General features: G+C 44.0%; 13 protein-coding genes. 6 read left to right on the top strand and 7 right to left on the bottom strand.

Annotated elements, in window-relative coordinates; all coding sequences use genetic code 11:
• Window positions 1-191 precede the first annotated feature (191 nt).
• Window positions 192-1,295: a glycosyltransferase family 2 protein gene (locus HNQ46_RS06375; RefSeq protein ID WP_183683921.1), complete on the top strand. Its 1,104-nt coding sequence runs from the start codon at window positions 192-194 to the stop codon at window positions 1,293-1,295.
• Between the two features lie 246 nt (window positions 1,296-1,541).
• Here HNQ46_RS06375 and HNQ46_RS06370 read toward each other — a convergent pair whose 3' ends face one another.
• The 5 genes from HNQ46_RS06370 to HNQ46_RS06350 form a co-directional block, all read right to left on the bottom strand.
• The gene (locus tag HNQ46_RS06370; protein ID WP_207719992.1) at window positions 1,542-2,108 is read right to left on the bottom strand and encodes a CD3073 family putative ECF transporter S component; all 567 of its coding nucleotides are present in this window, start codon (window positions 2,106-2,108) and stop codon (window positions 1,542-1,544) included.
• A gap of 123 nt (window positions 2,109-2,231) precedes the next feature.
• Entirely contained in the window at window positions 2,232-2,765 is a 534-nt protein-coding gene (locus tag HNQ46_RS06365; RefSeq protein ID WP_243155866.1) for a CD3072 family TudS-related putative desulfidase, read from the bottom strand.
• A 307-nt stretch (window positions 2,766-3,072) separates the two neighbouring features.
• Window positions 3,073-3,834 (bottom strand): ABC transporter permease, encoded by a 762-nt coding sequence (locus HNQ46_RS06360; protein ID WP_243155865.1) that lies wholly within the window; start codon window positions 3,832-3,834, stop codon window positions 3,073-3,075.
• 100 nt (window positions 3,835-3,934) lie between these two features.
• Window positions 3,935-5,074 (bottom strand): ABC transporter substrate-binding protein, encoded by a 1,140-nt coding sequence (locus HNQ46_RS06355; protein ID WP_183683920.1) that lies wholly within the window; start codon window positions 5,072-5,074, stop codon window positions 3,935-3,937.
• A gap of 112 nt (window positions 5,075-5,186) precedes the next feature.
• Complete coding sequence (locus tag HNQ46_RS06350) at window positions 5,187-5,987, bottom strand: ABC transporter ATP-binding protein (RefSeq protein WP_183683919.1); 801 nt, start codon at window positions 5,985-5,987, stop codon at window positions 5,187-5,189.
• A 471-nt stretch (window positions 5,988-6,458) separates the two neighbouring features.
• On the opposite strand from HNQ46_RS06350, the gene HNQ46_RS06345 reads away from it, so the two are divergent.
• The 5 genes from HNQ46_RS06345 to HNQ46_RS06325 all read left to right on the top strand — a co-directional run bounded on the left by HNQ46_RS06345 (window position 6,459) and on the right by HNQ46_RS06325 (window position 13,016).
• Window positions 6,459-7,325, top strand: a complete 867-nt coding sequence (locus HNQ46_RS06345; RefSeq protein WP_183683918.1) for a Spy0128 family protein — start codon at window positions 6,459-6,461, stop codon at window positions 7,323-7,325.
• Window positions 7,326-7,587: 262 nt separating this feature from the next.
• On the top strand, window positions 7,588-10,437 hold the full coding sequence (gene lon, locus HNQ46_RS06340) for an endopeptidase La (RefSeq protein WP_183683916.1): 2,850 nt from the start codon (window positions 7,588-7,590) through the stop codon (window positions 10,435-10,437).
• 242 nt (window positions 10,438-10,679) lie between these two features.
• A complete protein-coding gene (locus tag HNQ46_RS06335) occupies window positions 10,680-11,228 on the top strand; it encodes an ECF transporter S component (protein WP_183683914.1) in 549 nt (182 codons plus the stop codon).
• 177 nt (window positions 11,229-11,405) lie between these two features.
• Window positions 11,406-11,951 (top strand): LemA family protein, encoded by a 546-nt coding sequence (locus tag HNQ46_RS06330; protein WP_183683912.1) that lies wholly within the window; start codon window positions 11,406-11,408, stop codon window positions 11,949-11,951.
• A gap of 114 nt (window positions 11,952-12,065) precedes the next feature.
• Window positions 12,066-13,016 carry a DUF3137 domain-containing protein gene (locus HNQ46_RS06325; RefSeq protein ID WP_183683910.1) on the top strand — a complete coding sequence of 317 codons (951 nt, stop codon included), beginning with the start codon at window positions 12,066-12,068 and terminating at the stop codon, window positions 13,014-13,016.
• Window positions 13,017-13,253: 237 nt separating this feature from the next.
• On the opposite strand, the gene HNQ46_RS06320 is transcribed toward HNQ46_RS06325, so the two are convergent.
• On the bottom strand, window positions 13,254-14,252 hold the full coding sequence (locus tag HNQ46_RS06320) for a GHMP family kinase ATP-binding protein (RefSeq protein WP_183683908.1): 999 nt from the start codon (window positions 14,250-14,252) through the stop codon (window positions 13,254-13,256).
• 46 nt (window positions 14,253-14,298) lie between these two features.
• On the bottom strand, window positions 14,299-15,411 hold the full coding sequence (locus tag HNQ46_RS06315) for a cation diffusion facilitator family transporter (protein WP_183683906.1): 1,113 nt from the start codon (window positions 15,409-15,411) through the stop codon (window positions 14,299-14,301).
• Window positions 15,412-15,413: the final 2 nt, after the last annotated feature.

Here is a 15,413-nt window from a genome sequence, read left to right as displayed (position 1 = left end):
AGCGAGAGCGTGCCCCAAATTTAGACCTATATTGCTTAGAAAACTATTTTGATTTTTACAGTCCCTTCTTCGTGACTTAAGGAAAAAATCGGATTATGGGAAAAAAGCTTCCTCATAACGGTGGAAATAAAATTAATTTTTTGTTAAAATAGGAGCATTATGAATCTTACCGCAATGCCAAAGGAGTAAAAATGGATAAGGAAGCATTGAAGAAAAGAATATTTGCAGAAGGAGAGAAGGCTAAGGGCGGTGTAAACCGCTTTCTGGAGGAAGAAAAGCAGGAGCTGTCGCATGAACCGGAACGGAAGGTAGAACAGCCACAAGCTATCCTTCAGAAGTCGGAAAAATCCGGCCTTTCCTTTAAAGCGCGAAAAGCCAGAAGGTGCAGATTTTTTAAGACAGCAAAGGAAAAAACAGAGGCATTTATCGAAAAAGCTGCCGCTCATGCAGAGGAAAGAGGCGTAAGAGGGCTTCCGGAAAGAAAGTTTATTGCGTTAAAGAAGAGAAAGAAGGTGTTGCATGCCTTTGTCATTCCCTGCTATGGAGAATCCTCTTATCTGGAAGCATGCATTCAATCTCTTTTAAAGCAAAAAAATCCATCTCCTATTTACCTTTGCACCGCAACTCCCAATGCATTTTTAAAGAGGATTTCCAGAGAATATCGTTTGCCCTTGTTTGTTCGAAACGGAGAGCCCTCTTTGGCAAGGGATTGGAATTTTGCTTTGGAGGTAGGCAGAAAGAGAGCAAAGCTGGTGACCATTGCCCATCAGGACGATTTGTATCATGAAGATTACACGAAGGCTGTGGAGCATGCCTATTCTCTCTATCCGGATGCCAGCTTGATTTTTACTGCGGTGCAGGACATTGACGGTATGGGACAGAAGCTGCCGAATGTTGCTGAGAAAGTGAAAAGAATCCTACGACTTCCCTATCATTTTACCCATCATACGGAAAAGAGCCTCTGGAAAAAGCTTCCCCTACTTTTTGGCAACAGCATCTCCTGCCCCAGCTGTACCTATGTGACAGCACATTGCAGAAGATTATTATTCAAAAATGACTATCGTTTTATTACGGATTGGGATGCCTTCCTGCATTTGGCGGAAAAAGAGGGGCGTTTCCTCTATATTAAGAAGGCTTTGCTTTCCTATCGAAGACACGAAGAGGCGGAAACCAGAAAGCAAATGAAGAACAAAAACCGCCTGAAGGAAGAAAAGGAACAATTCCGGAAGCTTCACGGCAAGTTTTTGGGAGGTCTTTTGGCGAAGGTTTACAGCCTGTCCGGAAAATGGGCGTAAGGCGTTCTTGTTACAAAGAAAAAGGATTTAAAAAGAGATAAAAACAGAATAGTATATAGTATGCAAAAACAGCATAGGTCTAAAATTCAGGCACGCTCCCGCTAAGTTCGCCCAGCGGGTAGCGGTACTAAGTTCAAACTTCACTTCGTTCGCTTTCACTAAGTACCAGCGGGCTCAGATTGCCTTCGTTTTAGACCTATGCTGTTTTTGCATGGCGGTGATTATACTATTTTCATACCTCTTTTTTTAGGCCAAGGAAAGGCTTCGCTTCATAGCTTGTCTTTGTAAGAGGAGGGACACCAGTACGCAGGACAGTAATTTATCCACCAAGTTTCCACTAACAGCCCCTAGATAAACTGAAGTAAAAAGCTCTTGGCCGGATTGCTTTAAGGCCATAATCACCAAGTCTGTTCCGGAACCGGTCAGTCCTCCGAAGAGGAAGATACGAATGGGAGCTCCAACCATTGGGCATAAAATGGCTAAAAGCAGTCCTGCAAGGATTGCCTTGGGAAGGCTGAAGCCCTTCTTTCCGGCTTTACTGATTAGGGCTACCACAACTGCAACCACTACATTGACCAAGGCAAAGGGGATTGCGCTGGGGCTGGCGGTAAAGCCCATCAGGAGGTTGGTGGCCACACCGGTAAGAACGCCATAGCCCATACCGTAGCATGCCGCAATGAAAATGGTGCCGATGGTATCCATAAAAAGAAGAGGTATCTTTAGCATGCTGACAAAATCTCCAAAAACTACATTTATCACCACCGCCAGAGCACAAAATAATAGGATCTTCGTATTCTTATTCAACTTGTTCATTGCAATTCTCCTTTATTAAATTCCTGCTGTATAACTTACCGTACAGCACACATTTTTTTGTTTTTTCATAGTAGATTTTTCTTACTGCATCTCTTGAGCTTTTTTCATCTTTTTCACTTAAGCTTAAAGCTTTTCTTCTATGAAGGCAGTAAAGCGAGCTTTATATTCTTCCCATTTTTCGTCCTTCTCCTCTTCGTCATAAAATACCGGCACTTCGAAACAGGCCTGTGTCCAGTTTCTTCTTTCCATTTCTTCCATGTATTTTTCCATTAGAATTCCTGGGGGAGAGGAAAGAGAACAGCTGGGGCTTTCCTGAATCCCTAAAACACCAAGATAGCTATAACCGTTTTTCTGATACTCTTCTAACTGCCAAAAAACAGGATCTAAAATCCTTCGGCAATGTTCGGTATAGCCTTCCGTCTTCTCATACTCAGCCTTATTCATTGAAGGACGATTGCTTCCCAGATACAAGAATTCCGGACAGGGAAGCTGAATGATGCCTATCCCCCTCTTTAGAATTTCTTCGACCAGGGGAAAGGCGCCTTTTGCACGCTCCAAGTCATGCACCACAGCATTTTGATTCAAAACACAATGACTGACTACAATGATTTTCTTTGATGGATAAATAGATAAGCCCTCCTTTTTATGTATTTTCAATAGTTTACCATGTTTATCACTCAAATCTTATTGCAATTTTAGATATATTAAGAGATTTATTGAAAAGAGATTTAATAAAAGAAAAATAGAACAAGTATCGACGAAAGGCAAAAACAGCATAGGTCTAAAATGAAGGCAATCTGAGCCCACCGGTACTTAATGAAAGCGAGCGAAGTGAAGCTTGAATTTAGTACCGCTACCCGCTGGGTGAACTTAGCGAGAGCGTGCCTGAAATTTTGACCTATGCTGTTTTTGTGTGTTATGTATTACTCTTTTCTTATCTCTCTTTTTTTATATCCCTTATTACTTACATCGTCCAATGCAGAATCCTGTTTCGAATCTTCTCAAAGCACTGCATCACGATGACCAGAACGATAATCATGAAAATGAAGCCTGCCCAGGTTCTGTCATAGAGCCCAAGTGCAGCATTTTGTCGCACATAATAGCCCATTCCGTATTCAGCACCATACATCTCCGCATAAACCAGCATAACGAAGGTGCCGGAGAGAGAGTTGATGAAGCCGGAGATAATGGAAGGACTGGCCGCCGGGAGAATTACATAAAGATAACGCTTCAAGCCTCTAAGCTTTAATACATCAGCCTTATCCAGATAACGCTTATCAATGGTCATAATTCCGGTGATGGTTCCGAAAACCGTGGACCAAATACTTTCGTAGACAATCAGAAAGAGAGAAGCCATACGAAAGCTTGGTGCCAGTAAGAGGGCAAAGGGAGAAAGCAGGATGGAGGGAACAACGCTAATGGTATAAAGCACCGGATGTAGAGCTTCCCGGAGTCCCTTGTTGCTTCCCATGATAATACCGATAATCAGAGCCAGGATTAAGGAAATCAGGATGGCCGGGGTCAAGATGGAAAGGGAAGCAATCAGGTTTAAACGCATAACATTTAAATCCCCGAGAAAGGCCTTGCAAATGGCTGTTGTGGTGGGGAAGAGAAAGGCATTAACCAACCGGTTGTTCGCCACAAAGGCATACAAAGCAATAATGCCGATATACACCAAAATGGTAATGCGATATTTTCGAAAAAAAGTCTGTATGACCTTCATCATCTGTTCTCCTTTATTCCCTTTTTTGTCTGTATTTCCCTTTGTTCTCTTTAAAACTTAAAGCCAAGACTCCTGGCTTTGGTGCTCATATGCAATATAAAACTTAAGCGTTATGTTCCTGATAGAACTTTTCCATCTTCTCATAGAACTCCGGATTCTCACTGCCGTAAGCTTCCTTGGCTTCCTCTAATGCTTCATAATAGAGGTCGTTTTGGATATGGTCGTCTACCTTGATTTTGTCCCAACCCTCACTTAAGAAGCCGGTTTCCCCCAGAATATTCCAAGCCCTCTCCACCTCGTGCTTCAGAGGATCTACGGAAATGCGGAAATGCTCATTGTCCATATAGGAATCCAGGTAATCCTCGGTTACATTCATTCTCTTGGCAACGATCTTCTTTACCTCTGCCTTATTCTCCGGGCTCTTCTCATAGTAAGCCTGGGCACGAAGGAGTACCTTGATAATCTTCTTAACCACATCTTTATTTTCTTCAAAATACTTGCTGGTTACTACCATACGACAGCAGGAGTACCAGGGCATTAAATCGGACTTATAGCTTACCACCTTCAGATTCGGCTGCTGCTGAACCTCGTAATTACGGCTAGTTCCCACAACGGCATAGTCCACCTCTCCCTTGATGACTGCGGCGGTCATGTCGGAGTAGTTGGGATAATGTACCCACTTCACATCGGTTTTCGGATCGTAGCCCTTTTCCAGAAGCGCTCCGCCGATGGTGTAATCGGAAGCGTCCGCTGCAACGGTTTTCCCTACCAGACTTTCCACACCGGTCCAGTCGTAGTTGTCGGTTCTGGTAATAATGGGCATACATCCGGTTGCCATATAGCCCCCTACAATCTGCAGGTCTTCCCCGGCAGCCAAGGTCTGCAGGGGACCGTTGGTACCGTAGTTGGAGAAAATGTCGATATTTCCGGAAAGAAGAGCGGTGGTAGCATCATTGCTGGCATCAAAGGGTTTCTGGGTGATTTCGATACCCTCGTCTTTGAACCATCCCTTTTCCATGGCTAATTCCTGGAAGGCATTACCGCTATTGTCTCTTGCCCAGTTAATCTTGATGACTTCTTTCTTATCCTTGCCCTCAGCCTTCGAGCCATCCTCTGCCTTGGCGCTTCCCTCCTTGGCGGTATCTGTGCCGGAGTTCTTGCTGTCTCCGCTTCCCTGCCCCTGACAAGCAAATAAAGCGAGAGATAAAGGAAGTACCGCTGCCAACATTTTGATTCTTTTCATAAATCTCCTTTCATGCCTACATAGCTGTGTATATCAGCCTACCGTTCCTATCTTAAGAGAATTATTGCCTATTCGAATAGACAATCCGACTCTCCGGACAGAGAATCCTTTCTTATCCCAAGAGGGATTCTTCTTCTCCCTTTTCAATGTCTTCATTTAGATAGGAAAGCAGGGTGTTTCTTTGGGTAATAAAAAACTCATTTTCAAAAAGTAAATCCGAGCGATTTCGCAAGTCCTTCGGAATCTCCACGGAGTGAATAATATGGCTGGGAGCCTGGCCTAAAACGAAAATACGGTCTGCAAGGAGGAGAGCCTCATCAATGTCATGGGTGACAAAGAGTACGGTTTTTTGTTCCTTTCTTTCCTTGCAAAGGGAGATTAACAGTCTTTGCAGTTTTCTTCTGGTGATGGCGTCCAGTGCGCCAAAGGGTTCATCCATCAAGAGTATGGGCGCGTCCATGCCGAAGGCCTGAGCAATGGCGGTACGCTGCTTCATTCCGCCGGAAAGGCTCTTGGGAAGCTTATGATAAAGCTCGGGTTTTAAGCCCACCATTTGCAAAAGTTCCTCTACCTTTTTCTGTAATACTTTTTTATCTTCTCCAGGAAAACATTGCTGCAGGGCAATCAGAATGTTATTTCCGATGCTTAACCAGGGGAAAAGACCATAATCCTGAAATACCACGGCCCTTTGTAAAGAGGTTCCCTGTATTTTTTCCTCGCCAATCAGAATTTCTCCGGCACTGGCAGACTCCAAGCCCGCAAAGAGGCGAAGTAAGGTGCTTTTTCCGCAACCGGACTGTCCAAGAATGCAGACGAATTCTCCCTGAGAAAATTGGGCGGTGATATTTTCCAAAATGGTTCTTTGATCATCCGCATAGTGAAAGGATAAATTCTTGATGCAAATTTCTGCCATTCTGCTCCTCCTGATTGTTTCTATAAAGCAAAAAAATAAGTATTTTGAACGTACAAATTAATTTCATAAAAAATACTATCAAGATTAAATATATTTGTCCAATTTCAAAACATAATAGAAGGTATTAATTATTCAAAACGACTATAATTATAAAGAAACTATAAAATTCTTAAAAAAGCAAAGGGAAAGGGCAGCTTCCGGGGAAAGAGAAAAAACAAAATATTATTAAAAAGCTTATATAAAATTGCAAATTGTGCCGATAATATAATTACTTATCAGAATATTGTGAAGATAAGGGTTAAAAGAACTGCTGGGGAAGGCAGTTCGTAGAGAGAGTAAGAAGGGCTAAGCTTAGCGGTAAAGAAGAAAGTAATTTAGGAAGAAAGTCGCTAAGAAAGAAAGTCGCTAAGAAAGAAAGTCACTAATGAAGTAAGTCAGCAAAGTAGGAGGAAAGGAAAGAGGAAAGAAAGCATGAAGGGAAAAAAGAGAATACAATTTATCGGTTTTTTTCTCTGCCTTTTGTTGGGGAATTCGTTGTTTGTTCCGAAGAGCTATGCCGCCGTTGCTCCGGTAAAAGTGGAGATTCCGGTGAGCTTGTATGCCGCGGGAGATTCATTCCCGGAGGAAGAATTTACGGTGGAGCTGGAACCGGTGATATCCGGTTCTAATTTGGTGCCGGATGAGAAAGAGATTCATCTCACTTTAGGCGCAGGAAAAACAAAGGAGGAGAAACGTTTTGCCCCCATTTCCTTTTCGGAGGAGGGAATCTATCAGTACGATATTCGCCAGAAAAAGGGTGATACGGAATATATGACCTATGACGATAGGGAGTATCTGGTTTCCGTAAAAGTGGAATTGCAAAACAAGGATAGTGCGGGAAATCCAAGACCTGCCTATCTCACTGCGGTATTGATTGTAACGGATCGAAATGATCCTCTAAAGCAGGATATGAAAAGAGGGGAAATTGCCTTTCACAACCGTTATGACAAGCCGAAGCCTCCGGAGCCGGAAACGCCCCCGGAGCCAGTGCCGCCGGAGCCAACTCCTCCGAATCCGAACACCCCGCCCGGACCGGGTAATCCTCCCGGGGAAAGCGGCAAGCCCCCCGCGCCCATTGTGAGCCATGATCCCGGGGTTTTAGGGGTAAAGAAGCTGGAAATTTTTAATCCGATAGTGGAGATTCCGAAGATTTGTACCAAGATTTATCGTACGGCCAGAAATGTGGCCACCGGAGATGAAAGCGGAATGTTTTTCTTTGGTGTGTCCTTCAGCCTTTCCCTCTTTGGCATCAGCCTATATTTTTATAAGAGAAGAGGAAAAGACTTATCCTCCGAATAAGCGGTAGGAACATAAGGAAAGGTACACACTTCTGAATAAAGATTTGGAAGAAAAGGAAGGGATTTATCCTCCGAATAGGTCTCGTAAAGAGCTAACAAACAGTCGAAATCGAAAGAATTTCTAAAGACCTTGACACCCTCTTAGGAGGGTGTTATTCTTTGAAAAGGTTTAGCACTCGAAATTGATGATTGCTAACAAATGAGACAAAACGTAAAGGAATGAGGAAGAAGAGCAGAAGCTTTTTCCTTGTTTCAGAAGGGATATGTATATGAGCATGCAAGATGTTTTGGAACAAATCCGTTCCCTTTTAAAGAAGAAGAAAAGGGGACGGATTTCTGCCATTTCCCGAGAAATTCCTCAGGAAATGCTAAAAAAGCAGAATTCTAAGCAGGAAAATGAAGCACAAAGCTCTCCGGGACAAAGAGCCCAAGGGCAAGGTTCTGAAGCGCGAAACTCTGTAGGACAAAACTCTGTAGGACAAAACTTCGGCGGGCAAAGTATCGGAGCACAAAACACTGAAGGGCATAATGCCGTAGCGCCTGAGGCGGTAGAGCAGAGCCCTGTAAGGCAAGAGCAGAACAAAGCGGCCCGGAGCGGGAAATCGAATACAGCTGTGCAGAGCACAGGGTGGAATCCAGAAACCCGCAGTGCAGAGCAGAATACAGCAAGTGGGAGCGCAGAATCGAATACAGCGGCACAAAGCACAGGACAAAACGCAGTGGAGCAGAATACAGAGTCGCAAAACGGTATAGAACGAGCGAAAGACAATATGACAGAATATAGAGGAGGAAATGTGATGCGGGTAATTCCGGTTTATAATATGATGGTTCTTCCCCATTCCTACATTTATTTTCAAGTACAAAGCTTTAAAAATATTGCAGGACAGGAAATCAGACAGGACGACCATGTGTTACTGGCTGTTTTAAAGGAAGACAGCTTTAATACAAAGGATTTAAGAAAGGAAGAGTTCCACTCCGTTGCGGTAGAGGGAAGTGTTACGGAAATCAGCGGAGACGGCTATGTGGTGGTTCGTACAGGACAGAGAGTTAAAATTCTGGAGTTGGCTCAAAAAGAAGGGGAGCCCCTGTTGTTGGAAACCGCCCCATTAAGCGATATCGAGGATTTGGATCGGGAGGATTCCGAGCGAAAGTTAAAGGAAATCAAGGCGGAATTAAAGACGCTGGTGGATCGTTTTAGAGCCGGAAGCATTATGCAGACCATGATTGACCAGTACGGTTCCATTCAAGAAGTGGCATGCATTCTTTCTCCATGGCTCAGTTTGAAAAATGAAGAGCGCTATCAGGTATTAAAAGAAGACAGACTTTCCGTTCGTACCAAGATGCTGGAGCAGATTCTTTATGAATATGTAGAAGTCACCAAGGTTACCTCCGATGCCAGAAATCAGCAGCAGGAGGACTACCAGAAGCTCTATAAGGAGCAGGCTTTACAAAAGCAAATCGACTATTTGCAAAAAGAGCTGGATGAGATGCACCCGGAGAAGGTTTCCGATTTAAGAAAGCTGGAGCTTAAGATTGAAGAATCGGGCATGAATGAGATTGCCAAGAAGGAAGCCTCTAAGATTTTAAATCGTTTGAAAAATGAAGGCACCAACGGTCAAGAGGCAGGTATGCTTTATGACTACATGGACTTTGTGACAGGACTTTCCTGGAAGAAGGAAGAGCAGAAGAGCATTGACTTGGACGAGGCGGAGAAGATTCTCTCCGAAGACCACTTCGGCTTAAAGAAGGTTAAGGAAAGAATGATTCAGCAGATTGCTGTAATGAACTTAAAGAAGCAGCAGTCCGGTTCCATCCTTCTCTTTGTAGGTGCTCCCGGAACGGGAAAGACCAGTATCGGAAAGAGTATTGCCAAGGCCCTTGGCAGAAAATATGTCCGAGTAAGCCTGGGTGGCGTGCGAGATGAGGCGGATATTCGAGGCCACAGAAGAACCTATCTGGGAGCTATGCCCGGAAGAATTATGGACGGTATCCATAAGGCGGGAGTTTCCAACCCGGTTATGGTATTGGACGAGGTGGATAAGCTTTCCTCCTCTTACAACGGAGATCCGGCAGCAGCCTTGCTGGAGGTTTTGGATCCGGAGCAGAACAATACCTTTACGGATCACTATATGAATGTACCTTATGATCTTTCCGATGTACTCTTCATTTGCACCGCAAACACCACGGACAGCATTCCCGCACCTCTCCTAAACCGTATGGAGGTGATTCAGTATCAGGGCTATACTCCCAGGGAAAAGTTTGAAATAGGTAAACGGCACCTGATGAAGAAGGCTTTGAAGAATGTAGGTCTTCAGCCGGAAAATGTGGAACTCAGCGATGAGGCCTTGGAAAGCATTATCTCCGACTACACCAGAGAAGGTGGTGTGAGAGGGCTGAAAAAGCGCCTGGATACCCTGTGCAGAATTGCCGCTGTGCATTTGGTAAGAGGAAAGGGCGAGAAGATTACCGTAGGGAAAGAGGATTTACAGGAATATCTGGATATGAATCCTCTTCATCATAGAGAAGTGGAAGAAAAGGGTAGAGCCGGCGTGGTCACAGGTCTTGCTTGGACCGCAGTGGGAGGAGAAATCCTCTTTATCGAGACGCTTGCTACCAAGGGAGAGGGCAAGCTTACCATTACCGGACAGCTGGGTAATGTAATGAAGGAATCTGCCCAGATTGCCATCAGTCTGGTGAAGTCCATGTTCCCGGAGAAGGCAAGCTTCTTTAAGGAAAATGACTTGCACATCCATGTTCCTGACGGAGCCACTCCGAAGGATGGCCCCTCGGCAGGTGTAACCCTCACCGTAGCCTTATCCTCCTTGGTGACAGGACAGGCGGTTTGCCCGCAGATTGCTATGACAGGAGAAGTTTCTTTGGAAGGAAAGGTAAATCCAATCGGAGGACTTCCGGAGAAGCTGATGGCTGCGGAGCGTGCAGGGGTAAAGACTGTCTTGATTCCCAAGGCAAATGTAGATGACCTTCGGGATGTACCGGAGGAGGTAAAGGATAAGCTGGAGATTCGTCCCGTGGAAAATGTGGATGAAGCTTTGTCCATCTGCGGCATCGAAAAAGGAAAGGACACTCCTACCGAAGAAAAGTCCGAAGAATAAAACTGAGACTGCAAAATCAAATTGAGACTGTAAAAAATCAAAATATATTGCCGAAAATTCTTTACTATTTTGATTTTTGCAGTCTCATTTTCTTTGGTTTTATAGGAAAAGCAATAAAGACAAAATAGATAAATAATTATCAAATTGTTAATAAAAAATTATACATATTTACAAATCTGCTGTTTGGAGATATAGTCCTTAGTGTTAGAAAAAACCAATTTATTCCTTGAAAGGAGCTGCACATGTCTACAACATCAGTACAGAAGCATACGAAATCCGGTTTTACTACATTGGGAATCGCAATCACGGCGGTGTTGATTGCGCTATCTACTTTGCTTACGATGTTTACCAAGATTCCCGTGCCCGGTATTCGGGGGTATTTTAATGTAGGAGATGCGGTCATTATGTTGGCGGCTCTTCTGCTGGGACGAAAAGAAGGAACGCTGGTAGGTGCCATCGGTCCAGCCTTGGCGGATTTGCTTTTGGGATATGCGGTATTTGTTCCTATTACCTTTTTGGTCAAAGGAATTGAAGGCTTTTTGGTAGCCACGGTCTACGGCAAAAAGAAAAGCTTTTCCTCCGCTCTTTTGGCGACGCTTATCGGTGGAGCGATTATCGTTATAGGATACTTTGTAGCGGAAAGCTTCGTCTTTGATTTTGGCGTAGCCTCTGCAGGAATTTTGACCAATACCATTCAGGCGGTGATGAGTGTGTTGATTTCCATGCTTCTTTATACCGCTCTTCGAAAGATTCCTTTTATTGCAAATTTTTCCAAGCAGGTGCAAGAGTAAAGAAATTTCTTGTATTTTTCATGGTTCTTAGTATAATAAGCAAGGAAACTATTTTTTACTGTTTTCTGCCGAGATTTAAGAAATTAGCTTGAATCATTTGGCGAAAGAGCTATGGATGTAAGTGCCCTGACCTTAGGAAAAGAGCTCAGGGCGACCGGAAAAAAGGAGGAACTGCATATGGTTTTAGTACCCATTATCCTTATCGTAATTGTTCTTGTTTGGTTTATCGGACAGAGCAATATGCTGAATCGTTACATGGTTATTATTGAAGAATCCAAGAAGACTGTGGATATTACCTTGGTGAAGCGGTTTGACACTATTTCGGAAATGTTAAAGGTGGCTAAGGCCTATGCCAAGCATGAGGAGAAGGTATTTACCGAGCTGGTAGCTTTGCGTCAGGGAGGAAGTATTCAGGATACGAACCGGGCGATTGCCAACCAAAATGATGTATTGGCACAGATTCGTATGGTAGGAGAGAATTATCCGGAGCTTTTGTCTTCTAAGCAATTTTTAAACCTGCAGTCCGAGATTGTCAGTGAAAATGAAGATTTGGCAGCAGCAAAGCGGATTGTCAACAGTAATGTACGTGTATTCAATCAGGCTGTTGTTAGTTTTCCCACAAGTCTAGTGGCAGGAATCAAGGGACTTGGTAAGGTGGATTTTCTGCATGAGGATTTAGAGGGTAAGAGAGATTTAAAGGATTTGGATTATAATATGGATTAAGGGAAGAAAAGCGTTTGCTCATAAGAGGAAATGGCTTAAAGTCCGAAATTTGGCAGGTTGAAAAGTCGAGATATAGGGATTTTTCTGCCTGCTTTTCTAATAGAAAGGACATCTATGTTAGGAACTTTGGAAGAGGATTTAAAGAAAATTGAGGACATGGAGGACAGTGCGGAGTTTCAAATCAAACTCCAAGCACTTCGTAAGAAAATGTTGGAAATTAAAAGGTGGTCTACAGCAAAATACCTTGTTCCGTTTTTTCTGATTCTTATGCCTCGTCTTATCGGGCGGGACAGTATGATCCTTTGCTTTATTTTGATTGGTAGCGGTCTTTTGTTTTATTATCTAAAATACCATAAGATGCCGGAGTTCTTCAGTAATATGGAAAGCCTTCAGGATGTTTATGCCAAGGAGGTGCTGGAGCCGCTGTTACAGAACTTCTATCCCGACCTAACGGTGGAAAAGAAGGGAATTGCTCTGGAGGATGTAGTGAGGTTCACCCCAAAGTCTCAAAAATATCTGCAAGATACCTTTTTGTTCTTTCATGATGACAGAGGACTTCTTATAGGAAATCTGGAGTCCTATCATACAACAGGCGGAAAGCATTCCACCACGGTGTATGATTTTACAGGACAGCTGTATTGCATGAAGAGTCCGGTGACAGTGCAGGGAGAAGTTCGCATTGTCCCTACGGATAGAGCTTTTCTTTTAAAAAATGAAGTGCAGTACAGATATCCTGCCTGCGGAAAAGGGGAGATGAAGCTGGATACGGAAGACATTCAGCACAATGAGCATTTTGATATCTATGCCACGGATGAGTTTGGAACAAGACGATTCCTGACTCCGGAAGTGCTCAGGATATTTTCCGAGAAATTTGCAGGACAGGAGCTTTCCATCTATATCAAAGGAGATCTGCTCTATATCGCCATTTACAGCGGCCACAAAATGTTTAGAGCCCCCTACACCGAAGCGGAAATCAATAGTCTCTCCTTCACAGAGGAGTATAAGAAGCTTCGGGGCTCCTTAGAGTATATCGAAGACATTTGTAAGGCCTTTGAAGAAAAATAGAGGGATGGAAATATCTAAGGTAATGAAATTCTATTTCATGCAGCATAGGTCTAAAATGAGGGCAATCTGAGCCCGCCGGTACTTAGTGAAAGCGAGCGAAGTGAAGCTTGAACTTAGTACCGATGCGAAGGCGAAGTTAGCGGGAGCGTGCCCGAGTTTTAGACCTATGCTGTATGAAATGCATTAACTATATTTCCATCCCTCTATTTTTATCGTAAGAGACCTTGTAAATGTCTTTTACTCCTCTAAGCGCTCCGGAGCGTAATATAACACCTGCGTGCCGCCATTTTCAAAGGAAAAGGGCACATGGATCAAGTTCTTCATAGCTTCCAGCACCTTTCCCTGCTTTTCCTTCTCCACATAGAAGAGGAGGAAGCCGCCGCCCCCGGCACCAAGGAGTTTGCCGCCAAGGGCTCCTGCCTCGCGACCTTTTTCGTAAAGGGCATCAATGCTGTCGGTACTGATGGTTTTTGCGGTTTTTCGCTTTAATTCCCAGGTCTTATGCAGAAGACGACCGAAGTCATTTAAATCCTTGTGTTTATCCTGCAACACATCCTCTGCCTCCACCAGCAAAGCCTTCATCTCGGACAAAAGACTTAGCTTGTCCTGAGGGGAGGATTTTTTATTTTCCTTTTGTACCTCGGAGGAAAAGCGGGTGAAGCCGGTGAAGAAGAGCATCAGATTCTCTTCCAAGGCCTTCTTTCTTTCCGGGAAAATGAGGATGGGGCTTACGGTATAGCCGTTTTGGGAAAACTCGATATGATTAAGTCCCCCAAAGGCTGCGGCAATCTGGTCCTGCCAGCCGCCGGATTCATTACAGAGTACCCTTTCCAGATAAATGGCTTCATCTGCCAGAGTTTTCTTTCCCACATACTTTCCCTTTAAGGCATGGAAGGCATGGAGCATGCCCACCGCAAAGGAAGAGCTGGTACCAAGGCCGGAACGGGCAGGAAGATCCGCCTCATAATTCAAACGAATCTTCTGCATATCCAACATTTTCATCGCCTCCCGGATAGCAGGGTGCTGGATTTCCTCAAGAGAAGAGACCCTTTCCGTCTTGGAGTAGGAAAGCTCGGTGCTATAGTCAAAAAAAGGAGGCAAATGCCGGACATTTACATAACAGTATTTGTCAAAGGTGGTGGAAAGCACTGCTCCGCCATGCTCCTTGAAATATTCTTCCATATCGGTGCCTCCACCGAAAAAGGACATTCTAAAGGGGGTTTTGGTAATAATCATGTTTGCTCCTTATTGGAATTTGATTTTCACTTTTACAGTATAGCATTTAATCGGAAATATCCAAATCTCGGGTAATCAGAAACTGATAGCCGGGGAATTTCTCTTCCAGTTCTTTTTGGATGCCGGCAATAAGGCCATCACGGTCCTTTTCTTCGAAATCCACCACAACATCCATGTGAATCCGTTTCTTCTCTTCTTCTACATAAAAGCCATGCATCTGTAAAACATGCTCCTTGGATAAAACCAGATCATGAATTTCCTGCTGGAGCTTCAGGAGGGCTTTATTTTCCGTGTTGCGGGAGTAAATGCTGATTCCCGCCATAATCACATGGAAGTTTTTGTAGATTTTCCTTTCAATCTTCCGCATTAAGGCATCCAGCTCTGCGGCGTGCATGGTATCCGCCACCTCGATATGGGCGGAGGCCAGATAGGTGTCCGGCCCATAGTTATGGAGGAAGAGATCATAGGTTCCGAAAACTCCGGGAATGGCATTGATGGTTTCTTTAATCTCCTTAGTCAAGTTGCTGTCCGCTCTTGCACCAAGAATCTGGGAAAGGGTTTCCTGTAAAAGCTCCCAGCCGGCTTTCAGAATAAAGAGGGAAATTACTACCCCTACATAGGCCTCTAAGGAGATACCGGTAAAACGGAAAAAGAGGGCGGATAAAAATACGGATAAGGACAGGATGGCATCATTTCCCGCATCCTCACCACTGGCAATAAGATTTTGGGAATTTACATTTTCACCTCTTCTTTTTACAAAACGGCTCAAGAAAAATTTGACCAAAACCGCTACAAAAATGATTACTAAGGAAATCATACTGTAGCTGGGCGCCTCCGGATGAAGAATTTTCTTTCCCGATTCGATTAAAGAAGTGAATCCGGCATAGAGCACCAAAAGACTGATGACACTGGCGGTGAGATATTCAATTCGTCCGTGCCCCAAAGGATGCTCTCTGTCCGGTGCCCTGCTGGCCAGACGGGTTCCTACAATGGTTATGACTGAGGACAGGGCATCCGTTAGATTATTTACTGCATCCAGAGTAATGGAAATGGAGTTGGAAAGAAGTCCGACTCCAGCTTTAAAACCGGCCAAAAACAGATTGGCCAGAATACCGATGATACTGGTTTGTACAATGACTTTTTCTCTATTGTTATTCATAA

The organism is Oribacterium sinus (genome assembly GCF_014202695.1).
Classification (GTDB): Bacteria; Bacillota; Clostridia; order Lachnospirales; family Lachnospiraceae; genus Oribacterium; species Oribacterium sinus.
Note: the sequence above shows the minus strand (reverse complement) of the source record. Positions and strands in the feature narration are given on the sequence as shown.

Excerpts from the sequence above, each read along its gene's own strand:
- HNQ46_RS06375 (WP_183683921.1), top strand. The coding sequence starts at position 192 with ATGGATAAGGAAGCATTGAAGAAAAGAATATTTGCAGAAGGAGAGAAG.
- HNQ46_RS06370 (WP_207719992.1), bottom strand. The coding sequence starts at position 2,108 with ATGAACAAGTTGAATAAGAATACGAAGATCCTATTATTTTGTGCTCTG.
- HNQ46_RS06360 (WP_243155865.1), bottom strand. The coding sequence starts at position 3,834 with ATGATGAAGGTCATACAGACTTTTTTTCGAAAATATCGCATTACCATT.
- HNQ46_RS06355 (WP_183683920.1), bottom strand. The coding sequence starts at position 5,074 with ATGAAAAGAATCAAAATGTTGGCAGCGGTACTTCCTTTATCTCTCGCT.
- HNQ46_RS06350 (WP_183683919.1), bottom strand. The coding sequence starts at position 5,987 with ATGGCAGAAATTTGCATCAAGAATTTATCCTTTCACTATGCGGATGAT.
- HNQ46_RS06345 (WP_183683918.1), top strand. The coding sequence starts at position 6,459 with ATGAAGGGAAAAAAGAGAATACAATTTATCGGTTTTTTTCTCTGCCTT.
- lon (WP_183683916.1), top strand. The coding sequence starts at position 7,588 with ATGTATATGAGCATGCAAGATGTTTTGGAACAAATCCGTTCCCTTTTA.
- HNQ46_RS06335 (WP_183683914.1), top strand. The coding sequence starts at position 10,680 with ATGTCTACAACATCAGTACAGAAGCATACGAAATCCGGTTTTACTACA.
- HNQ46_RS06330 (WP_183683912.1), top strand. The coding sequence starts at position 11,406 with ATGGTTTTAGTACCCATTATCCTTATCGTAATTGTTCTTGTTTGGTTT.
- HNQ46_RS06325 (WP_183683910.1), top strand. The coding sequence starts at position 12,066 with ATGTTAGGAACTTTGGAAGAGGATTTAAAGAAAATTGAGGACATGGAG.
- HNQ46_RS06320 (WP_183683908.1), bottom strand. The coding sequence starts at position 14,252 with ATGATTATTACCAAAACCCCCTTTAGAATGTCCTTTTTCGGTGGAGGC.
- HNQ46_RS06315 (WP_183683906.1), bottom strand. The coding sequence starts at position 15,411 with ATGAATAACAATAGAGAAAAAGTCATTGTACAAACCAGTATCATCGGT.